The sequence below is a fragment of the Aminobacter anthyllidis genome, from assembly GCF_018555685.1.
GTDB classification, from domain to species: Bacteria; Pseudomonadota; Alphaproteobacteria; order Rhizobiales; family Rhizobiaceae; genus Aminobacter; species Aminobacter anthyllidis.
Genome location: NZ_JAFLWW010000013.1, coordinates 43,782 through 68,775 on the forward strand (window position 1 = coordinate 43,782; position 24,994 = coordinate 68,775).

At 59.2% G+C, this 24,994-nt stretch carries 18 protein-coding genes; 12 read left to right on the forward strand and 6 right to left on the reverse strand.

Features of this window, described 5'->3' with window-relative positions; genetic code table 11:
* The first annotated feature begins 712 nt into the window (after positions 1-712).
* The 5 genes from J1C56_RS29390 (at position 713) to J1C56_RS29410 (ending at position 7,832) form a co-directional block, all read left to right on the forward strand.
* A complete protein-coding gene (locus J1C56_RS29390; RefSeq protein ID WP_214393482.1) occupies positions 713-1,108 on the forward strand; it encodes a nuclear transport factor 2 family protein in 396 nt (131 codons plus the stop codon).
* Positions 1,109-1,151: 43 nt separating this feature from the next.
* Positions 1,152-2,639, forward strand: a complete 1,488-nt coding sequence (locus tag J1C56_RS29395) for a nuclear transport factor 2 family protein (RefSeq protein WP_214393483.1) — start codon at positions 1,152-1,154, stop codon at positions 2,637-2,639.
* Between the two features lie 172 nt (positions 2,640-2,811).
* Positions 2,812-4,302 carry an aldehyde dehydrogenase gene (locus J1C56_RS29400; RefSeq protein WP_214393484.1) on the forward strand — a complete coding sequence of 497 codons (1,491 nt, stop codon included), beginning with the start codon at positions 2,812-2,814 and terminating at the stop codon, positions 4,300-4,302.
* 96 nt (positions 4,303-4,398) lie between these two features.
* Positions 4,399-6,732: a molybdopterin-dependent oxidoreductase gene (locus J1C56_RS29405; RefSeq protein WP_338001528.1), complete on the forward strand. Its 2,334-nt coding sequence runs from the start codon at positions 4,399-4,401 to the stop codon at positions 6,730-6,732.
* Between the two features lie 167 nt (positions 6,733-6,899).
* Positions 6,900-7,832 carry a LysR family transcriptional regulator gene (locus J1C56_RS29410; protein ID WP_214393485.1) on the forward strand — a complete coding sequence of 311 codons (933 nt, stop codon included), beginning with the start codon at positions 6,900-6,902 and terminating at the stop codon, positions 7,830-7,832.
* A gap of 81 nt (positions 7,833-7,913) precedes the next feature.
* Here the strand turns inward: J1C56_RS29410 and J1C56_RS29415 are convergent, their stop codons facing one another.
* Both J1C56_RS29415 and J1C56_RS29420 read right to left on the reverse strand, forming a co-directional pair.
* A complete protein-coding gene (locus tag J1C56_RS29415) occupies positions 7,914-9,164 on the reverse strand; it encodes a M20 family metallopeptidase (protein WP_214393486.1) in 1,251 nt (416 codons plus the stop codon).
* Positions 9,165-9,233: 69 nt separating this feature from the next.
* Complete coding sequence (locus J1C56_RS29420) at positions 9,234-9,899, reverse strand: DUF1028 domain-containing protein (protein ID WP_214393487.1); 666 nt, start codon at positions 9,897-9,899, stop codon at positions 9,234-9,236.
* A 400-nt stretch (positions 9,900-10,299) separates the two neighbouring features.
* On the opposite strand from J1C56_RS29420, the gene argE reads away from it, so the two are divergent.
* The 6 genes from argE (at position 10,300) to J1C56_RS29450 (ending at position 16,952) form a co-directional block, all read left to right on the forward strand.
* A complete protein-coding gene (gene argE, locus J1C56_RS29425) occupies positions 10,300-11,466 on the forward strand; it encodes an acetylornithine deacetylase (protein WP_214393488.1) in 1,167 nt (388 codons plus the stop codon).
* 598 nt (positions 11,467-12,064) lie between these two features.
* Positions 12,065-12,961: a methylenetetrahydrofolate reductase gene (locus J1C56_RS29430; RefSeq protein WP_214393489.1), complete on the forward strand. Its 897-nt coding sequence runs from the start codon at positions 12,065-12,067 to the stop codon at positions 12,959-12,961.
* 329 nt (positions 12,962-13,290) lie between these two features.
* Positions 13,291-14,019: a TorF family putative porin gene (locus J1C56_RS29435; RefSeq protein WP_214393490.1), complete on the forward strand. Its 729-nt coding sequence runs from the start codon at positions 13,291-13,293 to the stop codon at positions 14,017-14,019.
* A 337-nt stretch (positions 14,020-14,356) separates the two neighbouring features.
* Positions 14,357-15,343, forward strand: coding sequence for an ABC transporter substrate-binding protein (locus tag J1C56_RS29440; RefSeq protein WP_214393491.1), 987 nt, complete (start codon positions 14,357-14,359; stop codon positions 15,341-15,343).
* A 779-nt stretch (positions 15,344-16,122) separates the two neighbouring features.
* Positions 16,123-16,302, forward strand: coding sequence for a hypothetical protein (locus tag J1C56_RS29445; RefSeq protein WP_214393492.1), 180 nt, complete (start codon positions 16,123-16,125; stop codon positions 16,300-16,302).
* Positions 16,299-16,952, forward strand: coding sequence for an outer membrane protein (locus J1C56_RS29450; protein WP_214393493.1), 654 nt, complete (start codon positions 16,299-16,301; stop codon positions 16,950-16,952). The genes J1C56_RS29445 and J1C56_RS29450 overlap by 4 nt, the downstream gene beginning before the upstream one ends.
* A 100-nt stretch (positions 16,953-17,052) precedes the next feature.
* Here J1C56_RS29450 and J1C56_RS29455 read toward each other — a convergent pair whose 3' ends face one another.
* The 3 genes from J1C56_RS29455 to J1C56_RS29465 form a co-directional block, all read right to left on the reverse strand.
* Complete coding sequence (locus J1C56_RS29455; RefSeq protein WP_214393494.1) at positions 17,053-19,044, reverse strand: ABC transporter permease; 1,992 nt, start codon at positions 19,042-19,044, stop codon at positions 17,053-17,055.
* Positions 19,041-20,069 (reverse strand): quaternary amine ABC transporter ATP-binding protein, encoded by a 1,029-nt coding sequence (locus J1C56_RS29460; protein WP_214393495.1) that lies wholly within the window; start codon positions 20,067-20,069, stop codon positions 19,041-19,043. The genes J1C56_RS29455 and J1C56_RS29460 overlap by 4 nt, the downstream gene beginning before the upstream one ends.
* A gap of 99 nt (positions 20,070-20,168) precedes the next feature.
* Positions 20,169-21,122, reverse strand: a complete 954-nt coding sequence (locus tag J1C56_RS29465; RefSeq protein ID WP_246592135.1) for an ABC transporter substrate-binding protein — start codon at positions 21,120-21,122, stop codon at positions 20,169-20,171.
* A gap of 188 nt (positions 21,123-21,310) precedes the next feature.
* Between J1C56_RS29465 and torR the strand changes: the two genes are divergently transcribed.
* Positions 21,311-22,045: a two-component system response regulator TorR gene (gene torR, locus J1C56_RS29470; RefSeq protein ID WP_214393496.1), complete on the forward strand. Its 735-nt coding sequence runs from the start codon at positions 21,311-21,313 to the stop codon at positions 22,043-22,045.
* 9 nt (positions 22,046-22,054) lie between these two features.
* On the opposite strand, the gene torS is transcribed toward torR, so the two are convergent.
* Positions 22,055-24,973: a TMAO reductase system sensor histidine kinase/response regulator TorS gene (gene torS / locus J1C56_RS29475; RefSeq protein WP_214393497.1), complete on the reverse strand. Its 2,919-nt coding sequence runs from the start codon at positions 24,971-24,973 to the stop codon at positions 22,055-22,057.
* Positions 24,974-24,994 lie beyond the last annotated feature (21 nt).

Consider the following 24,994-nt stretch of genomic DNA (forward strand, 5'->3'; position numbering starts at 1 on the left):
AGACGTCTGAGCGGGCGGTCCATGATCAGGCCGCCCCATTTTGATGTTCATCTGTCCGTGGTGACAGAACAGCGAGACAGCTATCGCATCCGATAATTCTGGGGCCGATCGTTGGCGATCGCTGCCGTCTTATACCCGGGCTTTGAAGAGGAACGTTCGCCTTCTTTCCTTATGGCTGACGACATGCGTTCCGCGATCGGCAGCTTGTTTTCATGGCTGCTGACCGGACCTGACAGACTATTTTCATCCGCATCGAGCGATAACGCACCGTCGTTGAGGCGCAGCTAAAACAACCTCGCAAAGCTCGCGGCTGATCTTCGACCATCCCCCTTCAACAGCTTTGGCAAAGTCTGGCGCTACGAATGTTCTTGCCTCTCCATCCGGCATGCGATTCAGGCAGAAACAGCAACCAGACGCGAAGCCCTTCGCTCATTCCTATAGGAGGGCGTCACGGGACCAATGCCTGGCCGCCACGCCTCATCTCATTCGGATTTGCGCAAAGCTGAGCACTCGAGGTGATCGCACCTCGGCGTCATTGGCACCTACGCTGTCGGGGGCGTTCGCTGCAGTCCGCGGTCGTTGCTCGTCCCGATAAGTCAGCTCAGCTCCACAAGGACATCATCATGGATGGGCTCCGAAGGGTCCATTGGTCCGCGGCGCAAACCTCGCGATACTCAATCCATCCCTTCAAACAAATGCAGCGGGAAGCTCTATGTCTGTTGATCAAATGCTTAATCAATTCTGCGCCGCGTTCTCAGCAAAGAACGCTGAAGCGGTTGCTGCTCTATTTGACGAGCAGGGACTGCTTGAATTTCCGTTTGCCGGCCAACGCCTGGTTGGACGCAGGGAAATCGCAAATGGTGTCGCCCGCATGTGCGAAAACCTGGACAGCGTGTCGATTTCGGTGCGCTCGAAGAGGGCAACCGAGCAGTTCGTCATTTCGGAAGGCCGGATGAGCTTCAGGCGGACTGCGTCAAAAGAAGAAGTGTCGTGCGCAATCTCCATTGTGGTTGAGCGCGGCAAAAGCGGCGCAGCAAGAATTTCAACATATTACGACACCTACGCAATTCGCCCTTGGGTGGATGGGAAGATCTTTGCAACCGGCTGATTGCATTTGGTCATTCGTTCGAAATTCATAATCGGGTAAAAAGATGTCGAAGAACCAGGAACTGCTTGAGAAATTCTGTGCGCTGTTTGAGCAGCGCGATGCTGACGGCATGTCAGATATTTGGGCTGAGGACGCACTCTACGAAATTCCACTGCACGACACTGCCCTCCATGGGCGTGAAGAAATCCTGCATAACATGCGGATCGGATTGCGCGGACTGGAAGAAATCCGGATCGTGCTGGACAACGTAGTCGCAGACTCGGGTGGTGTCAGCGCCGAAGGCACGTTCTACGCCAGAAACATCGGCGTTCCTTCACGCGTCGACGGCCGGCCCTCGCGACTTGATTTCCGCTTCACCCTCATCCTGGAGATCGAGGACGGCAAGATCAAAAGGTATTCCGAGTATTTTGATACGCGCAATCTGCGCATGGAGGAGCGGACACGTTTGTCGACCGCATCACGTCGGTCGCCGTATTGGGAAGGCACCGTCGAGGCGGGTGTCGCTCACTACATGGTCTACAACCACATGTTCTTCCCGGTCGTATACAAGCATTCGCCGGCAGAGGAGTATGAAGCGCTGACCAAGCGCGTCACGCTTTGGGATGTTGGTTGCGAGCGCCAGACTGAAGTTCGTGGACCTGATGCGCTGAAGCTGGTTCAGTACATCACGACCCGTGACCTTTCCAAACTCAAGACGGGTGACTGTCGCTACACGCTATGCTGCGATCCGGAAGGTCACATCCTTTGCGACCCGGTGCTTCTCAAGCCATACGACGATGTCATCTGGCTTTCGCACGGCGATGTAGACCTGACCCTGTGGGCGCGAGCCATCGCTATGGAAGGCAAGTTCGATGTGACCGTGTGCGAACCTGACGTGGCGCCGGTCCAGATCCAGGGACCGAATTCTCTTGCTGTCCTGAACAAGCTCGCCAGCAAGCCCGTCGATGGTCTTGGCTTCTACAAGTGCATGGAAAACACGATCGCCGGCATTGAGGCGATCGTCTCTCGCACGGGTTGGAGCGGTGGGCTGGGGTACGAAGTATTCCCGCTCTCAAGCGACAAGGCGATGCACCTGTGGAACGCAATTCTGGAGGCCGGTAGCGAGTTCGACATCATGGTCATCGGACCGAACATCAACCGCGCCATCGAAAAGGGCGTGACGGACACCGGCTATCACGTCAACTCCAACATGAACCCTTATGAAGCCGGGCACGGCCGGCTGGTCCATCTGGAAAAGGAGTTCATCGGTCGAGACGCACTGCGGAAGGTCCATGAAGAAGGTCCAGCTCGTCAGACCGTTGGCCTATTCATCGAGGGCAATATTCCGTTGCTCGAGTGGTTCTGGCCTGTTGAGTCCGGGAAGTCGAAGGTCGGTGAGGTCCGTTGGGCAGCCCATTCATTTGCATTGAACCGCTCGCTGGGTATCGCGCTTGTGGACGCGTCCATCCAGCAGCGTGCGCAGGTCACGGTCGATCATCCGCTCGGAAAGGTGCTGGCGACCGTCACAACGATCCCATTCGTTACCGACTGAGCCGCAACGCATAGGGAGCATCACGATTAGGCCAAAAATCGTCTGGTCAGTTCAACGACGAGTATTGGCCTATTCAGTCTCCACAAAACGATCGCGTGTCGTCCTCTTTGCGCTCCCGGAGCGAGGGGGGCGCACGCGATCAGATAACGGTGTTCATAGGCGAGGCATGATGATGACTGAACTCAAGTTCATCGACTGGAAGAACAAAGCCGCGTCCGTTCAATTCCGTGACAAAGCCTACATCGATGGAAAGTTCGTCTCGGCTCGTTCGGGAGCGAAGTTTGTCGATATCAATCCTGCTACGGATGAGATTCTCAGCGAGATCGCATCGTGTGGAGCAGAGGAAGTCGACTTGGCCGTCGCTTCTGCAAGGCGCAGTTTCAAAAGTGGCGTCTGGTCGCGTGCAGAACCTGGCTTCCGAAAAGAAGTGCTCCTGCGGCTTGCCGGATTGCTGCGAGACAATCTGCACGAGCTCGCGGTGCTTGAATCCCTGGATACCGGCAAGCTCGTCAATGATGCCGTAAACATTGATGTTCCGAGCTCTGCAGCAATCTTCCAATGGTATGCCGAAGCAATCGACAAGGTCTATGACGAAGTCGCCCCGGCGGGAGAAAGAAATCTGGCACTGGTCAGGCGCGAGCCACTCGGAGTGATCGGCGCTGTTGTCGCGTGGAATTTTCCGCTGGATTTGGCCACCTGGAAATGCGCGCCTGCTCTCGCAGCAGGCAATTCGGTCGTGCTGAAACCAGCGGAGCAGTCGCCGCTGACGGCGCTCCGCTTGGCGGAACTCGCCTCCGAAGCTGGACTACCGGATGGTGTGCTGAACGTCGTGCCAGGGCTTGGCGAAACAGCAGGGCAAGCTCTGGGTCGACATAATGACGTCGACTGCCTCGCCTTCACCGGCTCGACGAATGTCGGAAAACTCTTCATGGGCTACTCCGGCCAATCCAACATGAAGCCCGTCTGGCTGGAGACGGGCGGCAAAAGTCCAAACATCATTTTCGCGGACTGCAGCAATCTGGACGCCGCAGCGGATATGGCGGCTATGGGCGTTTTCTTCAATCAGGGGCAAGTCTGCTCCTCAAATTCGCGGCTGCTTGTTCAAAGAGAGATAAAGGACCAATTGCTCGAAAAGCTGGTCCAGCGCGCCGCTGCGATGCAGCCCGGTGATCCACTGGATCCTGCTTCAAAGATGGGCGCGATGATCAGCGCCGGTCATACCTCCAACGTAATGCGCTTCGTCAACGAAGGGAAGCGCACGACGAGGTGCATCGCGGGTGGCGAACAGGTCAAAATCAATGGGCGTGGCAGTTTCGTCCAACCTACAATCTTCGACAACGTGGCGCTCGATAATCCATTGGCTGTCGAGGAAATTTTCGGGCCCGTACTGTCTATCATTCCGTTCGATAACGAGAACGAAGCGGTTAGGATCGCAAACGACAGTCCCTACGGTCTGGCAGCTTCGTTATGGACGGACAGCTTGTCCCGTGCCCACCGGCTTTCCCGTGAACTCCAGGTCGGCACGGTGTCGGTGAACACTGTCGATGCGGTGAGCCCTCTGACACCTTTCGGCGGCGTCAAGCAATCCGGCTTCGGTCGGGACCTTTCACTCCACGCACTGGACAAATACACTTCTCTGAAGACCGTGTGGATCAAGTATTGAGCAGAACTTACGATACCCAATATCGACATCAACAATCTACTGCTCCAAAAAATCTTGCAGTTGGATACACCTAGTCAACCAGGAAAGGAATGAAAGGTGTCCGCCGAAAAGGAGGATCCCATTGTCGCGGCACATTGGGGGACCTATCGTCTAAAGCGAGATCACGGCTCTGTCGGCAAGCTGGTTGGCTTTGAGGCGGACATGGATCCGTCTCCAATCGGCGACGGGATGATTGGTACCCTCGACGACAAATCCCGAATTCGATTGCCCATGGTGCGGCGAAGCTGGCTGGAAGACGGTCCCGGGTCGAGAACGGAATTGCGTGGGGCAGAGCCGTTCGTAGCGGTGACCTGGGATACTGTAGAGACGCTTGTAGCGGCAGAGTTGACCCGGGTGATTGAAGCCCACGGCAATTCTGCGATTTTTGCTGGGTCTTACGGGTGGTCGAGTGCAGGACGGTTCCACCATGCACAAAGCCAGATTCACAGGTTCTTCAACTGCATCGGCGGGTATACGAGATCAGTCAATACCTACAGTTTTGCCGCCGCCGAAGTGGTATTGCCCTACATCCTAGGCAACTTCTTTGACCTGATGACCAGCATGACAAGCTGGCCCATCATACGCGACCACACGAAGCTTTTCGTGGCCTTTGGAGGAATGCCTCTCAGACTCTCGCAGATCAGCGCGGGTGGAGCAGGACGCCACACCCAGAAGCATCACATGGCCAGCGCGCGCGATGCCGGCGTTGAGTTCGTCAACATCGGACCAATGCGATCAGATCTAGAGGAACAGCTTTTTGGCGAATGGATGCCGATTCGTCCGAACACTGACACAGCGTTGCTCCTGGCGATTGCGCATACGCTCTATACGGAAAAACTCTACGACTGGAAGTTTATCGAGCGATATACGAGCGGGTTCGAAAAGTTCGTTCCTTATCTCCTTGGCGCTTCAGACGGCATACCGAAGTCGGCGGCTTGGGCAGCTGCGATTTGCGATTTCCCCGCTCAAGACATCCTGCAGCTAGCGCGACGTATGGCGTCTAGCAGAACAATGATCTCGTTGAGCTGGTCATTAACCCGGCAGGAATGTGGAGAGCAACCGTACTGGGCAGCTGTGACAGTGGCCGCCATGCTCGGGCAGATTGGCTTGCCGGGCGGCGGAGTTGGGTTTGGCTATGGCGCTGAGAATGCCATGGGTGATGAGCGCAGCGGCGTGTCAACCGCTGCATTGCCACAGGGCCGCAATCCGGTAAGCGATTTCATCCCGGTCGCTCGCATTGCTGACATGCTGCTCAATCCCGGTGATTGGTTCGACTACAATGGCGGTAGCTATCAGTACCCGGATGTGCGGGTCGTATACTGGGCTGGCGGCAATCCATTCCATCATCATCAGGATCTGAACAACTTGCTGCTCGCCTGGCGTAAGCCAGAGACGATTATTGTCAACGAGTGGTGTTGGAACGCTACTGCCAAGCACTCGGACATTGTCTTGCCTTGTACGACCGCGTTGGAGCGCGATGATCTTGTGTTTTCGCGGCGAGATCCGTTTGTCTTCAGGACGAAACAGATAGCAAAGCCCGCCGGCGCTGCACGCGATGACTTTGAGATTTTTCGCGGGATAGCAAGGCACATGAATGCTGAAAATGAATTCACCGACGGACGTACCGCCGGTGAATGGCAACATTGGATCTACGAAACGACACGCGAAATATCTCGTGAAGTCGGAATAGAATTGCCTACGTTCGAATGGATCGACCAGCATGGATGGTGCGAAATTCCTGGCGTCGAGGAACTCAAGTCGATGTTGGCGGACTTCCGTAGCGACCCAGTCAGGAACCCTCTCACGACCCCGACTGGTCGCATCGAGATCTTCTCGGATGTCATCGCCTCGTATGATTACCAGAACTGCCTTGGACACGCCGCTTGGCTTGAGCCGTCCGAATGGCTCGGAAAAGTCGAGACTTTTCCCCTTCATCTCATTTCTAACCAACCTTCCACAAAGCTGCATTCGCAGCTGGACCACGGCCAGGTGAGTCGTGCAAAGAAGGTCCACGAACGAGAGCCGATAACTATTCATCCGGCAGACGCAGCTGAGCGCAACATCGGCGAAGGTGACGTTGTCCGGGTTTTCAATTCGCGTGGTGCCTGTCTTGCAGGTGCGGTGCTGTCGACAGCCATCCGCCCAGGCGTGGTCCAAATGAGCACTGGCTCGTGGTTTGATCCGGAAGAACCAGGTCGGCCGGGAAGCCTGTGCAAGCACGGCAACCCGAACATTCTCACTAAAGACGTTGGCACGTCCAGTCTGACCCAAGGGCCAACGGCCCTGACTTGTCTGGTTGACGTTGAGGTCTACCGAGGCAACGTACCGGATATGACGGCGTTCGATCCGCCGGAAATTGTCGGCGCGGATGCGCTGCAGGACCTCTCATAATGAGACATCTCCTCGCGCCGCACGAAATCGTCGGCCGCCAATGGCTCGAGCTCATACCCAAGGAGCTTCGCGCTACCTCGGAGCAGTGGCGACAAACCGATGGTAGCCGACCGGCAACATTAAATCGTAAGGCGGGTACCACATACAAGCTGGGAGGATGACTTTTGATGCGTTTCACATTCCGCCAACTCGAATATTTCATTGCGGCTGGCGAGGCCGGTAGCATCACCTTGGCGTCTGAGCGGATAAATATTTCGCAGCCCTCGATTTCTACTGCCATTGCCCATCTCGAGCAAGAAATCGGGGGAAAGCTCTTCGTACGCCACCATGCACTAGGCCTTTCCTTGACCAAAGCTGGCCGTGTTCTGTTGGTTGAAGCAAAGAGGGTGATTGATCAGGCGCAGAGCCTCTATGCGACCGCGTCGGAGGTCAATGAACAAATACGCGGCAGCCTGGTAGTCGGGTGCCTCACGACCTTGGCACCAATGATCTTGCCTGAGCTTATGCACTCGTTTACGGCCACATATCCTGATGTTGTAATAAAGCACATTGGAACAGACCAGGAGCGATTGCTGGGGGGGCTGCGAGATGCACAGATTGATATCGCGGTCACCTATGACCTTTACATGGCGGAAGAAATATCATTCGCACCGCTGACGAAGTTGCCTATCCACGTAGTTGTAGGTGAAAAGCATCCTCTGGCTGCAAGGAGAGAAGTCAGCTTGCGAGAGCTTGTCGACGAACCGCTGCTCCTTCTCGATCTACCAATGAGCCGCGAGTACTTCCTCGCCATGTTCATGAAAGAAGGTCTGAGGCCGCGAATTGGAACGCGGTCCGAACATCAAGATGTTATCCGGACGATGGTCGCCAACGGCTACGGCTACACGCTTGCCAATGTGCGACCTCGTTCAGATTTGGCCTTGGACGGCCGCCGGGTCGTTCACGTTCGACTTTCTGGAGACCATCAACCAATGGTCCTAGGCACAGCGATTCTGGGCGAATTGCCAGCATCCCGTCTGATCAGTGTATTCCAGGACCATTGCCGAGCATGCATCTCAGAAGCCTCCATCCCGGGCATGATTGGCGGAACGTTAGGTTGACGTGACGTCCGTCGATACGGGAAACGCTGCCTACAGTCAGGTTCAGTTGCGAGGCATTGTCGATCGTTGGCCAAGTTTATCCTAACAAGCGATGGGCGTGCTGGGCTGACAAATGTTGCAAGCCGCAAGAGCGAGGACCTTTGTCACGGTTTCCATTTCGCTGATGATTGCATACGCACCTTCCTGTCCCGCTGACTGGAAGCCCGTGAGTGGCCCGTAGTTTACCGCCGGGATCCCTGCTTCGCACAGCCACGACGTGTCGCAGGCCGAATAGGATGTCGGCAAAACAGCCCCAACGTGGGAGATCCTTTCGCCTGTAACGTCGGTGTAGCTCTTGGAAAGGACTTGGACGATTTCTTCATCAACGGGCAAGTCGACAGGGTTCATTACCAGGCGCCGGCGACCCTTGATGGTCGCGGGGGGTGGCATTTCGATTTCATAAACAAAGTCCGGATCGTTGGCCTTGATGCCTTCAAGCACCGCCCTGACATCGCCGATGACATCGTTGACGGTCTGTCCGGGAACAAAGTGCACGTCCACCACGATCGTGCAGTAGTCTGGAATGTACGGAGGCTCAGACAGATATTCCGGTCCACGCCCACCAATAATGCTGCCGACATTGAGCCGTGGGAGCGCCGGTAGTTGGGGGTAGGGCGCGCAGCTGAACTGAATCTGATCCAGCTTGTTCAGCACCGAGGTCATCTTGTTCACCGCATGGATCGTGTTCTCGCGGCGGCTGAGATGCCCCGATCGGCCGAGGACGTGAATTGCAAAATGGACGATACCACTGTGAATAGTGGCGATGTTTGAAGACCCAAACGGCTCGGTAATGACCGCCATGTCCGTACGCACGCCGCGTTTCATCAAGTGGTGCATACCTTCGCCGCCTTGGGTCTCGCCGACCACAAATGCCAGCATCAAATCTCCGCTCAATGGGACCTTGGCCCTGCGTACCGCTTCTGCGGCCATCATGATGCAGGCAAGGCCGCCCTTCATGTTCTGAACGCCATGACCAAAAAGCTTGTCGCCTTCGACCCAGGCCGTCCATGGATCGCGTGTCCATCCGCGCGTCAAGGAGTTGATGTCGGTGTGGCCATTGAACATGAGGCTGCGGCCTCCCCCCGTGCCTTTCAGGGTGGCGACCACCTGGAAACGGCCGGGATCGACCTCGTCCATTTCGACGCTGTAGCCTCGCTCCGAGCACCACGCACAAAGGTGTTTCGCCATTGGCGTTTCTTCGCCCTTGAAGCTTGGGATGGCGACGAGATCGCTTGCGATGCTGATCAGTTCATTGGACGAAATTTCGGAGAGGCAATGTTCTGCAATGGTCATTTCCGCTCCGAAAGTATTGAGTACCGCTGCGCATCGTGAACAGGCTTGAAACTGAATTGTCAGCTAGGCTCACACCACATCTTTGACGGGTGCCTCTGCAGGGCGCAGCGCGCGTTCTAGGTATATCGGCATCCGCGGCTCCCAGACTTTCCAAAGGTCATCCAGAGCTTGGATAGGACACGTTTCTGACCAATCGACACGCAGATCGGCGATCGCCCAGGGCAAATTGTGAACAACGACAAGCCCTGCAGAGCGGACGTTGTCCGTCTCACCACCGGCATCTAGGCCCGCATGCATAGCTGCGACCAAGCGGCCGCCAATATGCCCTGAGGCAGCCTCGAACGCGGCGACCATCGCCGCTGGCACCCTGTCTGAAGCCAGCAGGTTTCCCACGGCGGCAGAATGTATGCCAGTCGCAAAAGCCGTCGTCGGCATGCATTGAGTGCCCGTGAAAGTCCCTCCGGCCCCCTCAGGGCCGATGGCTGCAAGCTGACGGTAGCTGGAATATTCTGCCGTTGCTGACACGATATCGATGGCCTGAGCTGCAGTTGCGCCTCTCTGCATCAATTCAAGGCCACGCTGGCCTAGAGAAGGGTCGGTAAAGTTCTGCGTCACGAATGCGCCTATGCCCGATCGAGCAAAGGCGCAGCGTGCCGCCACAGCCGGCGACGAAGATGAAACTGCAGCGCCAAACATGCCACTCGATGCGCAACGAGCTACAATACTGAATGTCATGATTACCTCGGCTGCGTCGAATAATGGAGCGCTCGATCTGCTTGTTGACGAACCTTGCGCCCGAAACTAAAAAGTTAAAACCGATGAATTTCCGATGTTTGCATAGCTTTTTATTACGCAACGCCTCTCAATAGGCGCCTGTGGTCGCCAGCTGGCACGGAAGAGCCGACTTTTGGATTTTCCGAAGCCCGGATCCAAAACGACTATTATCTTTGTGACGGGTTTTCGACATCGTACGCGCGGCCACATGGCGCGCCCCTCGATCGCAAGACCTGCCCGGTCGCACCTACCTGGGCGCGAAGCGCGATGGGTCGCACAAACAAAGCAGTGAAAACTGCAGCACCTTATCAGCTGTGGCGAAAGCCACAGCTTGGTGCCCGATCGGTCGGGTATGAGGAGAATGAAGTTGATTGCAGACGCGCCCAGCAGCCTGTCAATTCTAAGCAGGCTTGTTTCCTTTCCGACAATCAGTAGTGAAACCAACATCCCACTGATTGACTATGTTGAAAACTACCTGGCTTCTTGGGGTGTCTCCAGTACCCGAATCCTGACATGCACCGGGCAAAAGGCCAACCTGTTTGCGACAGTTGGTCCATTGGATTGCGCGGGAATACTGCTTTCAGGACATACGGACGTCGTGCCCGTCGCAGACCAAAGCTGGACTAGCGATCCTTTTGTTCTGAAGCTCGACGGCACCCTAGCCATCGGCCGCGGAACCGTGGACATGAAGGGTTTTGTCGCCTGCGCCCTTCGTCTGGTCGCCCTAGCCAGCAGCCTCGAGCTGAAGAGGCCGCTTCACATCGCACTTAGCCATGACGAGGAAGTTGGTTGCGTAGGTGTTCGGCACATGCTGCCGAAACTCAAAGATGCGATCCCGCTTCCCGCGCTTTGCGTCATTGGCGAGCCAACCAATATGGCTGTCGTCGTTGCACATAAAGGTAAGTGCATGGGCAAGGTCATTTGCCATGGCGTTCCAGGGCACTCAAGCGACCCTAACTCCGGCGTGAACGCGATCGCCATGGCGAGCGAAGTCATTGCGGCATTGGCGGCGCTGCAGAACTCTCTGCGCGCGTCGGTGAACGCTGACCGCGAGTATCTGGTCCCCTACACAACCATCCACGTAGGCAAGATATCGGGCGGAACGAGCCTTAATGTCATTCCATCCCATTGTGAGCTGGAATTCGAGGTGCGGAATGTTCCAGGCGATAACCAGCAGCTGCTCATCGACATGATCAGGTCGGCAGCTTTCACCGTTGCGCATTCCTACGGTGTCCCAGATGGTTCGGTTCGTATCGACGTGGAAATCACGAATTCGTATCCGTCTTTATCAGCAGATCCGGATAGCGAAAGTGCAAATCTACTTCGCAAGCTCACACACACCGACGGCCCGCATAAAGTATCTTTTGGCACGGAGGCCGGATTGTTTGCTCAGGAACTCGGCGCGCCGACATACATATGCGGGCCTGGCGACATGACCATGGCTCACAAGGCGGACGAATTCATATCGCTCTCGCAGATGGAAGCCTGCGACGCTTTCCTGGAACGTTTGCTGGCCAATCTATGCTGATGCAATTCAAGGTGGCTTTCGCGGCATTGCACATAGGAGTTGCTGCTCATTCGCGTGACCGCCCTCTCGTTTGCGCGGGCCATCCAATGAGCCGGGTGGTTCCATCCCAGGCCTGATCCGCCTCGCGTTGGCCCAGAAGGGTCACTTGGAGTCCAAAGCGTCCCTCGCGATATTCCCCAGCGCAGCTAGAACCAAACGCCGTCACTTTTGAAAAGGCGAGAAGTAACCGTGCCACTAGGTCAAGCTTCAGCGCTTTCGTGACGTTGGCTTGGCTGTTGCTGGGGTTGCGTTGATCTATGGAAATGAAGATGCCCCGAGGAATAGATGATTTGCTGCAGGCAGGCCGGTCAGGCCGCGGGCTGTCCAGTGGGGCCGATGCCTGCGGCAGGTTGATCTGGCTGGCTCGAGGGGGCGTTGAATTGGCGCTTGGATTTGTCCGTTCCCCGTCTTGGGCAGATGTGATGCGCCGGTGCGAGCGACGCGCCGCCAAGAGACGAAGCCGAATCCCTCAGTAGCGGGGGGCCACCTCGATTATTGCGCGCGCGACAGCCGTTCTGGCGCTGCATGCCAAGCTGATTTCCAATCTGGAGGATACCGAATGCATGACGCAGCAAGCATCGCGTTTGTGAATGTGCGTGAAGGCGCCGTCTTGGACAGTGGTCCGGACCTTATCCGGCAGGCATCCATAGAACTGACGCCGAGAACAGCTGCAAAGGTCGCTAGTTTTGGCGGCATTCTGCCTGCGGGGCAGCGCGTTTACATCGCCAATCTCGGCGGCGACGATGATGGGATCGTCGAGACCGCAAAGCGTCTTACGCTAGAGGGGCTGGCGCCGATGCCTCACATCGTGGCTCGAACGACGGCGGATGCTCAGGCGCTGGATCGTCTGCTTGGCCGCTTGGCGGGGGAGGCGGGAGTTAGCCAGGCGCTCGTCCTGGGGGGAAACAACGATAGTCCCTCGGGCAATTTCTCGGAATCTATGGAACTCGTTAGGACTGGCCTCTTTGACAAACATGGCTTCCAACGACTGCATTTTGCAGGGCATCCTGAAGGAAATCCATCGATTGCACCTGCGGCCCTGAACGCGACGCTGCTTTGCAAGGCCAATTTTGCACGTAGCACCGACGCTGATGTCGCACTGGTGACCCAGTTCTTGTTTGACGCAAAGTCTCTCGTTGAGTGGCTGCACGGGCTTGAGTGCCAAGGAATTGATCTTCCGGTGCACGTCGGAATTTGCGGCCCAAGCAACCCGCATACACTGTTGAAGTTTGCAATAAGCTGCGGCGTTGGCAACTCGATCAAAGTGCTTCGCAACCAACTGCGAAACGTCTGGACACTGACAAGGCCTTACGTTCCAAACGAATTTGTACGCGATGTGGTCGCGGCATTGCCGACATTGCAGAACTTTGCCGGATTCCACGTCTTCCCGTTCGGTGGCGTTGAAAAAACAGGTCGTTGGATGGGGCAGGGCGGGGATCCCAGGGCGTGGGGCTGACCCAGAAAGGGCCAAGTGCTGTGGTGCCCAGCAACCGCCTGTTTCGGGGCGGCGCGCCATGGCTTGGCCAGAGATGCTGTTACCCGTGCTGTGTAATGCTTGTTGATTTCCTCTGCACTTTTTGCCGCCAAGCGTCCCACCTGGCGCCGAGGATTGCGGAAGGGGCGAGCGACAAAGGCGTGGCAGCACCTAATTCTAGGCAGCTCCCGAGAGCGTGGGCCCTAAAGGGCCAATTTACGATGAATGCTAAAATGCGACTCTCCCCGAATGATCCGTCCATTGCGCGACTGCGCTCATAACAAGACGCGTCATAGGTTGGGGAACAACAGATGAAATTCAAACACTTCTCGCTCATATTTTGCATAGCTTGTTTGAACTGCGAGGTGGCCGTCGCGGCCGATGCTGCGGCTGAGTCAGTACCGTCATCCGATGCGGCGTTCGACGTTGCGGTCGGGGCCGCGTTCGTTACGAACTACATAGCTTCCGGCGGCGTTTCTCAGACGAACGACCGACCTGCAATCCAAGGTTATCTGGAGGTTTCTTACGGAACGGTCTACGCTGGCGTGTGGGCGTCCAACGTCAATTTTCCCGATTTCTACGGCAAGGACGTTGAAGTCGACGTTTACGGCGGACTTCGCCACTCGTTCGGCAAACTTAGCGTCGACCTGGGATATGCCCAGTATCTCTACGGGAAAGATGACGCAAATTATGGCGAAGTGTATGCGAAACTGAACTATGACGTCACCGACAAGCTCAGCGTCGGCGGCAACTTCTTCCGCGAGGTCTTCAACGACTCAAACTGGGTTGATTTGAAAGCGCGATATAGTGGACTTCCGTGGGACCTCAGCCTGTCAGGGAAATTTGGCTCAGACCTCGGTTCTAAGGACTTTATATATCCCAAGACCAAGATCGGTTGGGATATCGGCGTGTCAAAACAGCTTACCGAAACCGTCAAGCTCGATGTCAGATACTACGACAGCAATTTGGATCCTGGCCGAGTTGTGGCTGCACTCTCCTTTGATACGATGCTCTCTGCTCTCCTGGCGCAGGGAAATTGATTGCGGCGCAACTGCTGGCCTGGGACGGTTCCTGAGCGTAATAGTGGACACGCTACACCACCGCTGGTGGTCCTGGAACAAGAGACGATCAATCGCTTCGGGCAACTGCAGTCGTGGTTCGTCTAACGCTCCCAGACGTTCAATTGCCAACTCGCGCGGTCTGGCGAATGGCGCTTCGCCCCCTCCAACAGCACCATGCCGCCTGACCCTAAAGGGTCAATTTTACTATCGATGCCACCATGCAACTGTGTCCGATGGGTGAGGTTCTTTCAGCGTGAAAAAAAGCACTCACTTCAAAGAACGAAGCACTCACTTCAAAAGAACGGGAGCCACGACTTTGTTTTCAGCAATCCACAAAAGTCGCCGCGTAGCAGCCTACTGCGCCGCCGCAATGACTGCCCCACTACTCCTGTCGGCGCACGTCGCCGCTGCTGAACCCATTGAGAACACAGATCCTATCAGGTTCGCAATGAATGAGTGGACGAGCCAGAACGTCCTCACCCAGATTGCAGGCCGCATTCTCACGAAGGCTGGCTACAATGTCGAGTATGTAACCGCCGGCTATACAACCCAGTTGACCGCCCTCGCTTCTGGCGAGCTGACTGCCTCGATGGAGATTTGGGGAAACAACGCCGGCGAAGGTTTCGCCAAAATGACAAAGTCCGGCGAAATTGAAGTGGTTGGAGAGAATGGGCTCCTCGGAGGTGGTGGATGGATCTACCCCGAATACGTGGAGAAGCTGTGCCCGGGCCTGCCAAACTGGGAGGCTCTAAAGGGTTGCGCTAGCATCTTTGCCACACCCGAAACCCTCCCCCAGGGCCAGCTGATCGACTATCCGCCCGAGTGGGGAAACAAGTACACGCTAGAACGGGTAACGGCATTGGGTCTCGACTTCAAGCCGGTGTCCGGCGGAAGCGAGGGTGCGATGCTCGCAGCACTGCGGTCCTCGGTGGCATCGAAAGTGCCCGTTCTCGTCTACCTGTGGTGGCCTCATCCGATCTTTGCCGAACTCAAACTGAAGCGGGTCGAAGCTCCGGCATGGTCAGCCGAATGCGAGACGGACCCTAAATGGGGTTTGAACCCCGATGCGGCGTTCGACTGCGGCTGGGAGGACGTCAAGGTCGCAGTCGCAGCTTGGCCCGGCATGAAGGATAAATGGCCGAAGGCCTATAAGATCCTTAAGAACTTCAGGATCGACAATGACGAGGATATGGCGCTCGCGCACGCGGTCGATGCTGGTCAGAAGCTTAATGCGGTGGCCGACACATGGATTTCAAGCAACGAAGGCCGTTGGAAAGGTTGGATTTCGGACGCCGAGAAATAGGAGCGCTCGAACCCGTCTTCGAAAAGCCCCCGCGGCTTTGCGGAAGCCGCGGGGGGTGGCTTCCGCGCAAGCGGGGGAATAAATACAGCTCCGGATAGATATGACGATGAGCCATCTGCTTCGTCAGCAATATCGCTAAGATGGAGACAGCCTGGCGGGCACGCTCCAGGCCAGATGGCGGCTGTCTGACGAATCGCTCCAAAAGCTGCCCGTCCGAATCCGGCCCCAAGTCGGTCATTCCAGCGGCCGCTCCCGTGCACCCCTTTTGGATGCTGCTCGACCGTCCCCACATGGATGTTTCCTAGGGCTATCTCTTTCAAACTGCGATCTGAAGCAAATGTCGGAATCGGTAGTTGCGTGTCCCCGCAACCAACTTAAAAGGCCCGCCCCAAGCGGGCCTTTTTGCTATTTGCAGCCTGGAAACGGCCGAGCCGAAACCGCAGCAACACCCCGCAACAAAGGCACAAGCAGACAAGGCGCGACAAAAAAGCCAAAGCCTGTCTCCAGAACCAGAGCTAACGACACTCCCGTGAGCCTTGCTCCGGGAGTGCTTTTTGTTTGCGGGTCCAACGGCCTGCCGCTCAGTCCAGTCCAGGATCGCGCGCAGTTCCCCATACAGCATAGCCGCGATCTCGCCGCGCTTTGCGCCAGGTGTCAGAATGAAGCGGGCGGCCGTCGGATCGAACTTCGTAGGCTTCCTTGATCGTGTAGTGCCGGATGGTACGAGACGTACTGCTCCAGATCGCGCGGAGAACCGTCAACGGGATTGTGGCGCGGCCATGATTTCGATCAACTGGGAAACATCGCTTTGCTTGGTTGACATGCCGGAACAAAAAGGTGCTGACTATCCAGCACACTGTCTGCACTTTTGCGATGGCGGCGGCGCTTGTCAGGCGACGCTACTGAAGCGACATGTATTGAAATTGAAGCGATATATATTGGAGGATATTGACCCTTGAAGATACATTTTGCCCTTTTGATGAGCACTGTGTTCATTGCGATGAGTGTGGGGACGGCGCGGGCGGAAAACGGGACTACCGAGGCTGCCCCAGCGTATGATGGCGCGACGGACTGGAGTGGGATCTACGCTGGCCTGCATGCCGGTTTCGCTGACGGTGCTGCGGTGGCAGGGGACCAATTCGTTCCTGGTTTTGAGGCAGGCTTCGAGCTTGACGGCTTGCTCGCCGGTGGCCAGATCGGCGCTCTGGCGCAGTTCGGTAACTTTGTGCTCGGTGTGCAGGGCGATGTCTCCCGGGCTGGCCTGAGCGGCAACTACGACTTCGGCTTCGGGCCATTTCCCAACATCTCCATGGAGGTCAACTGGCTGGCCAGCCTGACCGCTCGTGGCGGTATCGCCTTGGACAGCGTGTTGCTCTACGGCCTGGCCGGTCTCGCCATGGCGGACACGACAGTAAAGTGGCCGGGAGGATCCGCCGATCCCACCTACACCGGATACACGGTTGGCGCCGGCGTCGCTGTGAAACTCGATACCAAATGGTCGGTTTTCGGTGAGTACGCCTATTACGGACTTGGCGAGCAGGAGTTCGACGGCGATACCTACGACCTCACCCTTTCGAACTTCAAGGTCGGCTTGAACTATAAGTTCTGATCCGACCTGACGGGGTTGGCTGCCGGCGAGAAGCACGCTTCCGCCGGCGCCGGACGCAAGTTCCTCCTGCCTCGCCATGGCCGGTCGGGCTGTCGGTCGGTCAGGCGGCGATCCCGAGCCGCTGCTTGCGCTTCGTCGCCCATGCGGTGATCAGCTGGTCGGCGGTCAGGCCCATGAAGGCGACGCAGAGGCCGAGCACCAGTCCCTTGCCGGCGTCGTTGAAGGTCAGTGCCCTGAAGATCTCCTGGCCGATGTCCTTGGTGCCGATGAAGGCCGCGATGATGACCATGAACAGCGCGAACATGATCGTCTGGTTGATGCCGAGCATGATCTCGGGGAAGGCAAGCGACATGCGGATGTTCCACAAAAGCTGCCGTCTGGTGCAGCCCGAGGTAATGCCGGCTTCGACGATCTCCTGGGGCACGTTGCGCAGGCCGAAGATGGTGTAGCGCACGATCGGGATCATTGCATAGATGATGATCGCCGAAATGGCCGCGACGTCGCCGACCTTGAACAGCATGATGACAGGGATCAGGTAGATGAAGGACGGGAAGGTCTGGAAGGTGTCGCACAGCAGCTTGACGATGCCGGTGCGGCGCTCGTTGCGCGAGGCCCAGATGCCGATCGGCAGGCCGATCATGATGCATAGCAGCACGGCGACTGTCACCATATAGGCGGTGATGAGCGAGCGCTCCCAGTAGCCGGCGAAGGCGATGAACAGGACAAAGCCGGAGACGGTGAGCGCGAGCCGCAAGCCGCCGAGCGACCAGCCGGCGGCAGCGACAAGTGCGACCATCGCCGTCCACGGGATCGACTGGAACAGGTCGCGGATGGGGATCAGCACATAGAGCAGCATGGCGTTGCGCAGATATTGCAGCGGGTCGTAGAGCGTGAGCGTGACCCAGTCGACGAGTGCGTCCCAGAAGGGGGCCGTGCTGATGGCGAACTCCGAAGGCCAGGCCTGGGCGTAAGGCGTGATCGCGGCCAGCAGCAGCGAAGCGGCAACGACGGCCAGCGATGCGGCGAGGAACGGGAAGCGCTCGATCAAGGTAGCGTCGGGCGCGACATGCGAGGGCTCCTTGTGCGCGGCGGCGCGGCTCAACTGGTCGAGTGTGATTGCCATCAGAACGATCGCCACGCCGCTCTCCAGCGCCTGGCCGATCTTCAGCGCCTGCAGCCGGAACAACAGGTCATGGCCGAGGCCGCGGGCGCCGACGAAGGAGGCGATGACCACCATCGCCAGGCACTGCATGATGACCTGGTTGACGCCGACGAGCAGCGGCTGGCGCGCCGAGGGGATCTCGACCATCCACAAGGTCTGGAAGCGGGTGCAGCCAGCCATCTTGCCGGCCTCGCGCACCTCTTCGGCAACGCCCTTGAGGCCGAGGATTGTCAGCCGCGCCATCGGCGGTATGGCGAAGATGACGGTGGCGATGGTGCCCGCCTTGTGGCCGACGCCGATGAACACGGCGATCGGGATCAGGTAGGAAAAATGCGGCAGCGACTGCAGCACGTTGAGCAGCGGCACGACGAGCGCTTCGAACCACTGCTTCTTGACTGCGAGAATGCCGATGCCGAAACCGATGAGACCGGCGATGGGGGCGGCGACCAGCACCACCGACAAGGTGATCATCGACAGTTCCCATTTGCCGAAGATCGCCATATAGGCGACGCATCCGGCAGCGAGAAGGCCGAGCCGCCAGTCCTTGAGATACCAGCCGAGCACGCCCGACAGACCGGTCGTCATCACCCATGGCATCGCAGCGACGCCGAGCTTGGGAAAGCCGGCGACGAGCAGGCCCTCGACGAAGGCCAGCGGCCAGGTGATCAGCTCGGCAATTCCGCGCGTCAGGTCGCGGAACGAAAACAGGCCGAAGATCGCGTCGTCGCGCAGGTGGTCGACGACAGTGTTCGCCCAGTCGACGAAGGGGATCGTCCAGCCTTTGGGCACCTGCACCGCCCAGTCTGGAAGCAGCGAGGCGGCGAGCAGCAGGATGGCGAATGGCATTATGACGAGCAGCGGCTTGGTCATCGAAGCCAGCGGCTTCTGCGTCTCCATCTCTTCCGGTCGGATCAGCGTCGCGGCACTCATGCGCACTGTTCCTTGCCATAGAGCGCGTCGATCAGGCTGGCGCGGCTGAGCGTGCCGACGAGCGCGCCGCCGTCGTCGATCACGTCGACCGGGCGCTCCGATGACAGTACCTGTCGGGCGACGGTGGCCAGCAGCGCCTGTGCATGTACCGCTGCGGCGTCGGGGGCGCGCGAGGATGCGGGCGCCATGACTGATCGCACCGACAGCAGCCGGTCGTGGGAAACGTTGCGGGTGAATTCGGCGACATAAGGGGTGGCCGGGCAGGTGACCAGTTCTTCGGCGGTGCCGAGCTGTTCGACGACGCCGTCCTTCATGATGGCGATGCGGTCGGCGACGCGGATCGCCTCGTCGAAGTCGTGGGTGATGAAGACGATCGTCTTGTTGAGCACCTGCTGCAGGCGCAGGAACTCGTCCTGCATCTCGCGGCGGATCAGCGGGTCGAGCGCCGAGAACGGCTCGTCGAGGAACCAGACGTCGGGGCCGACGGCGAGCGAGCGGGCGATGCCGACGCGCTGCTGCTGGCCGCCGGAGAGCTCGCGCGGATAGTAGCCCTCGCGGCCCTTGAGACCGACGAGCTCGATCACTTCGCGGGCGCGCGCCTCGCGCTTCTGGCGGTCGGTGCCGCGAACCTGGAGCGGGAAGGCGACATTGTCGAGCACCGTGCGGTGCGGCAGCAAGGCGAAGTGCTGGAACACCATGCCCATCTTGTGGCGCCTGAGGTCGATCAGCTCGCGCTCGGTAGCCGCGAGGATGTCGCGGCCTTCGAACATGACCTCGCCCGATGTCGGTTCGATCAACCTTGCCAGGCAACGCAACAGCGTCGACTTGCCGGAGCCGGAGAGCCCCATGACGACGAGGATCTCGCCCGGCATGACCTCAAACGAGACGTCTCGGACAGCCGGAATATAGCCTTCGGCGCGGATGGTTTCGATGGAGGGCGAACCGCCCTGGCGTTTGAGGAAACCGGCCGGATCGGAACCGTAGAGCTTCCAAAGGTTGCGGCATGCGATTTTGGGTTCGGACATGTCTGCCTCTCGCCAAGGGGGCCGATGGGTAAGCGCGGCAAGGTGGCGCCCGCATGAGCGGGCGTCACGGTGCCATGACAGGACGTATGGATGGAGCGGTTAGCTGGCGGAACCGAGCCAGGTCTTCCAGCGCCCTTCATTGTCGGCCAGCCATTTGTCGGCGGCCTGGTCGGGCTCCATGTTGTCGATGTCGGCGAGCTTGGCCTGGACCGCGATGTCCATGTTGGAGAAGTTGATCTTCTGCAGGATGGCGTAGGCCTTGGGCCACTTGGTGGGGAATTCCTTCCAGGCGGCGATCTTGAGATAGCCGTCCTTCGGGTTGCCGCAGTCATAGGTCAGCTCTTTGTTCGAGCCCCAGGCTGGATCGTCCTTGCACTGGGGGTCGAAGGCCGGGAACTCGACGAACTTGCCGTCGTACAGCGCCTCGACGAAATTCGGCGTCCAGTTGAACAGGACGATGGGCTCCTTGCGCTTGAATGCGGATTCGAGTTCGGCCCACAACGCCGCGGATGAACCGGCATTGACGACCTCGAAGTTCATGCCGAGCGCTTCGACACGCTCGGAGTCATGCTTGAGCCAGTCGACCGGGCCGCCGAGGAAACGGCCCTTGGGCGCGGTTTCCGCCGTTGCGAACTTGTCGGCGCAGGCGTTCAGCGCTTCCCAAGCAGGCAGGCCGGGGCAGGCTTCCTCGACATAGGTCGGATACCACCATTCCTCGCGGGTCTTGGCGTCATGGGTGGCGGCATCGACGACGCAGCCCTCCTTGACCACCTTCTGGAACGCGACGCCGAAGGCGCCTTCCCAGACTTCATGCACGAGGCTGACGTCGCCTTCGCACAGTGCCGTGTAGACGACCTGGCTGTCAGCGGAGACGTATTCGACCTTGGCGCCGCCCTTCTCGAGCAGCTTGCCGACGATATGCGCGCCGACGATCTGGCTCGACCAGTTGTGCGTCGGGATCTTGATGACGTCGGTGGAATCCTCGGCGAAAGCCGTACCGGCCGCGAAAGCCATGATCGTGGCCATGGATGCGGACTTCGTGAACTTGCTCATTGAAGCTCCCATTGTTTTGTGTTGCGATCGTTCCCGTGGAGTTTCGGATGTGGCCTCTATGGGCCTGTGCTTTTTCCGCTCCAGCCCTGCAAAGATAGCCGGGAGAAGTGAACCGGTGTCGGGCGGGGTGTAAAAGTCGTGGTCCGAATTGTGAAAAGATGTTAATATAGGCGGGAGGATAAGATGGCATGCGGGTTCAACATCACATCGTGATCGTCGAGGACGACCCGGTTACGCGAGCCAAACTCGCGGGGTATTTCCTGGCCGAGGGATACAAGGTCAGCGAGGCCGGGGACGGCGAGCAGATGCGTGCCATCATGGGCAGGCACCCGGCCGACCTCTTGATGATCGACATCAACCTGCCCGGGGAGGACGGGCTCAAGCTGACCCGCGAACAGCGCGAGCGCTCCGACGTCGGTATCATCCTGGTCACTGGAAGGACCGATACCGTGGACCGGATCGTCGGGCTCGAAATCGGCGCCGACGACTATGTCACCAAGCCGGTGGAGCATCGCGAGTTGCTTGCCCGCGTAAAAGGCCTGCTGCGCCGCGTCGGCAAGGGCCGGCAGCCGATCGTGGCCTCGGGCGCGCGCCAGTTCTACGGCTGGACGCTCGAAGTGGCGCGCCGCACGCTGCAGGCAGCCGACGGCACGTTCGTCGAGCTGACCGGCGCCGAGTTCAAGCTGTTGTCGGTGCTGACCGCCAACCCCGGCCAGGTGCTGTCGCGCGAGCGGCTGTTGCATGAGATTTCAAGGCGCGAATGGGATGCCAGCGACCGCACGGTGGATGTGCTGGTCAGGCGCTTGCGGCAGAAGCTGAACGACAATCCACGCACCCCGCGCATCATCGTCACTGCCCATGGCGAGGGCTATTTCTTCGCGCCGGATGCCAACCAGCCGGCGCGTGGGGCTTCAGGCTTCTGACGGCGGTCGCTAAGCCGAATGGGCTGGATCGGCAGCCTTTTCCAGCATTTCCTCCCATTGCCGCGAGCCCTCGGCGAAGGCTGCCTCGCAGGCGTTGACGATCTTTTGCAATTCGCTCGCCGGCGCTTGCGCCGCCGCAACTTCGAGCGCTTCCGCAGCTTTCAACAGGCGTGGAAAGCCCAGCGAACCGGCGGTGCTGCGGGTGGCGTGGGCGAGATCGCGCAAGGCTTCGCGAGCGTCCGCTTTCAGGGCGTCGTGCATCGACTGGAAGCGCCTGGGCATGCTGTCATGCGCGATCCGGTGCAGCCGCCGAACCGTGTCCGAGCCCAGTGCCTCGACATCGTCCTGGCAGGCGCTGACGTCGAGTGCCGCAACTGTCTGGCCGTGGATGGCGCGGCCCGAGAGTGCAGCGACGGCATCGAGCAGTTGCTCGTGGACGATCGGCTTGGCGACAAATGCATCGACGCCGGCATCGAGGTAGCGTTCGACATCGGTCTTGAACACATGCGCCGACATCGCAACTACAGGCAGGTCGGGCGCCGAAAGCTGCTTGCGGATACGGTTCATCGTCTCGATGCCGTCGATGCCGGGCAGGCTGACATCCATGACGACGACGTCGGGCCTGAACGTGCCGATCGCTTCGAGCGCGAGATAGCCTGAACTCACCGCCTTCACGTCATGACCGGCATTGGACAAAACCGTGGTCGACACAAGCCGCGTGGCATCGTCGTCCTCGACCACCAGTATCCTGCAAGGGGCCAAGGTGGTGGCGCGGACGCGGTGGTGCTTGTCGGCCGACAGGCCTGCGGCCTTCGCCTTGGGGAGCGTCATCTCGAGCGTGAACACGCTGCCGCTACCCGGTTGCGAGGCGACGCCCAGCTCGGCGCCGATCAGGCGGGCAAACTCGCGGCTGATGGCGAGACCCAGGCCGGTGCCGCCGAAACGGCGGGTGATCGAGGCGTCCATCTGGGTGAAGGGCTGGAAGACGTCCTGCTGCCGCTCGGGCGAAATGCCGATGCCCGTGTCCGAAACGGTGAGGCGCAGCGCCTGCAAATACTTGCGGTTGGCCGTTACCTTGACGTCGACCAGAACATGACCGCGCTCGGTGAACTTGATCGCGTTGCTGACGAGGTTGAACAGGATCTGCCGGATCTTGCCGGCATCGGCGCTGAAGGCGGGCGCCAGCTTGCGGTCGAGCTCGAGCCTGAGGTCGAGCACCTTTTCGGTCGCCATCGGGCGCATGAAGGCAACCACGCCGCCGACCAGCTTGCCGAGATCGAAATCGACCTTGTCGATTGCGACATTGCCCGACTCGACCTTGGAATAGTCGAGGATCGCGTTGAGGATGCCGAGCAGCGCCTCGCCCGAACTCGCCGCGACCGACAGGTGCTCGCGTTGTTTTGGGCCGAGCCTTGTCTCGGAGAGCAGCCGCATCATCCCCAGCATGCCGGTCATCGGCGTGCGGATTTCGTGGCTCATCGTGGCAAGGAAGGCCGACTTGGCGCTGTTTGCCTGTTCGGCGCGGGCGCGGGCTTCGTCGTGCTCGACCGCTTCCTGGCGCAGGCGCGTGTTGACCAGCCTGATCTGCTCTGTCTGTTCCTCGACGAGTTGCTGCAGTTCTTCGCGGTGGCGACGCAGCTCGTCGGTAATGCGTTCGCGCTCCTGCTCCAGTTCGAGCCGGCGGCGCGACTCGTCGCGGAACTGGTTGACGGCGACCGCCATGGTGCGCAACTCATCGTCGCCGGTGTCGGTGACGGTGACGTCGAGATCGCCCGTCGTCAGGCGCTGCATGGCGCGCGACAGGCCGCTGAGACGTCGCACGAGATTGCGCTCGACATAAAACCAGACGATGGCGCCCGAGGCGAGGATGGCGCCGAGCAGCGTGACGACAAGCACGATGACGCCGATGCGGACGGCGTTGTCGGCACGTTCTGCCGTCGTCCTGGCGAACTCGTCGGAGCGGTCGAGGATGTTCCGGGCGACCTGGTTCTGCGTCACCGCCAGGTCGCGGTTGGCCTGCGCCATGGCGTCGAGGCTGCCGGCGAGATCGACGACATGCTGGCGGCGCCCGAAGATGGTGCCCGCCACCGGCGCGTCGCCGGCTGCCGCCTCGATGGCGCCGAAGAACTCCATACCCTGTTTGCGCCGCACCGGATCGTCGATGCTGAGGATACGCCGCCGGATGACCTTCACATGGTCCTGGAAGATGCCGCTGATCTCGTTGATCTCGGCTTTGGATTCGGCGCGGCTCAGCCGGTTGATCAACAGGCTGATCTGGGCGCTGCGGTGGCGCAGCTCGTACATGCGCTCCATCAGGTAGATGTCGTGCTCGACCAGCCGGTCGAGCGCCACATAGGCATCCTCGCGGCTCCCCGGGTCGCCGATCAGGCCGTAGAGACTTGCCGTCACCGCCGATGCGCCAGCGGAGGCATTGGAAATCAGGGTTTCCGACAACAGCAGGATCGACTGGGCGGCCGCTGCCGCCGCTTCGGCGCCGTCGCGATAGGCCTTGTCCTCGTCGAGGCGCTGCCGCACCAACTCGTTGTTCTGCTTGAGGTTGGCCAGCATCTTTTCGACCGAGCCGGCAAAGGCCCGGACGAGTTCCGGGTCGATCGACAGCCTCTGAACCTCGGCGAGCGACTTGACGATCTCCTGCGACAGTGCCGCGAGCTTCGTCTGCTCGGCCTGAAGCTCGTCGCGCGAGCGCACGGCGGCAAGGGCGGGCGCGGTGGCAATCAGCTTGGCGCTGAGCTCGGCCGTGCGCTGGGTGGCGGCGACCGCCGGCAACGCCTGGGCGTTCACCACGGCCTGCGCATCGGCAATGTTGCGCAGGATCAGCCAGCTGACGATGCCGGATGTCAGGGAGAGCGCAGTGATGCACAAGAAGGCGAGGAACAGCCTCCCGCCGATGCCGAACCTATGAAGCATGGCTCATATAACCATGGTTTG

Excerpts from the sequence above, each read along its gene's own strand:
- J1C56_RS29395 (WP_214393483.1), top strand. The coding sequence starts at position 1,152 with ATGTCGAAGAACCAGGAACTGCTTGAGAAATTCTGTGCGCTGTTTGAG.
- J1C56_RS29465 (WP_246592135.1), bottom strand. The coding sequence starts at position 21,122 with ATGAGCAAGTTCACGAAGTCCGCATCCATGGCCACGATCATGGCTTTC.
- J1C56_RS29445 (WP_214393492.1), top strand. The coding sequence starts at position 16,123 with ATGATTTCGATCAACTGGGAAACATCGCTTTGCTTGGTTGACATGCCG.
- J1C56_RS29430 (WP_214393489.1), top strand. The coding sequence starts at position 12,065 with ATGCATGACGCAGCAAGCATCGCGTTTGTGAATGTGCGTGAAGGCGCC.
- torR (WP_214393496.1), top strand. The coding sequence starts at position 21,311 with ATGCGGGTTCAACATCACATCGTGATCGTCGAGGACGACCCGGTTACG.
- argE (WP_214393488.1), top strand. The coding sequence starts at position 10,300 with ATGAAGTTGATTGCAGACGCGCCCAGCAGCCTGTCAATTCTAAGCAGG.
- J1C56_RS29435 (WP_214393490.1), top strand. The coding sequence starts at position 13,291 with ATGAAATTCAAACACTTCTCGCTCATATTTTGCATAGCTTGTTTGAAC.
- J1C56_RS29460 (WP_214393495.1), bottom strand. The coding sequence starts at position 20,069 with ATGTCCGAACCCAAAATCGCATGCCGCAACCTTTGGAAGCTCTACGGT.
- J1C56_RS29420 (WP_214393487.1), bottom strand. The coding sequence starts at position 9,899 with ATGACATTCAGTATTGTAGCTCGTTGCGCATCGAGTGGCATGTTTGGC.
- J1C56_RS29455 (WP_214393494.1), bottom strand. The coding sequence starts at position 19,044 with ATGAGTGCCGCGACGCTGATCCGACCGGAAGAGATGGAGACGCAGAAG.
- J1C56_RS29400 (WP_214393484.1), top strand. The coding sequence starts at position 2,812 with ATGACTGAACTCAAGTTCATCGACTGGAAGAACAAAGCCGCGTCCGTT.
- J1C56_RS29415 (WP_214393486.1), bottom strand. The coding sequence starts at position 9,164 with ATGACCATTGCAGAACATTGCCTCTCCGAAATTTCGTCCAATGAACTG.
- J1C56_RS29390 (WP_214393482.1), top strand. The coding sequence starts at position 713 with ATGTCTGTTGATCAAATGCTTAATCAATTCTGCGCCGCGTTCTCAGCA.
- J1C56_RS29410 (WP_214393485.1), top strand. The coding sequence starts at position 6,900 with ATGCGTTTCACATTCCGCCAACTCGAATATTTCATTGCGGCTGGCGAG.
- torS (WP_214393497.1), bottom strand. The coding sequence starts at position 24,973 with ATGCTTCATAGGTTCGGCATCGGCGGGAGGCTGTTCCTCGCCTTCTTG.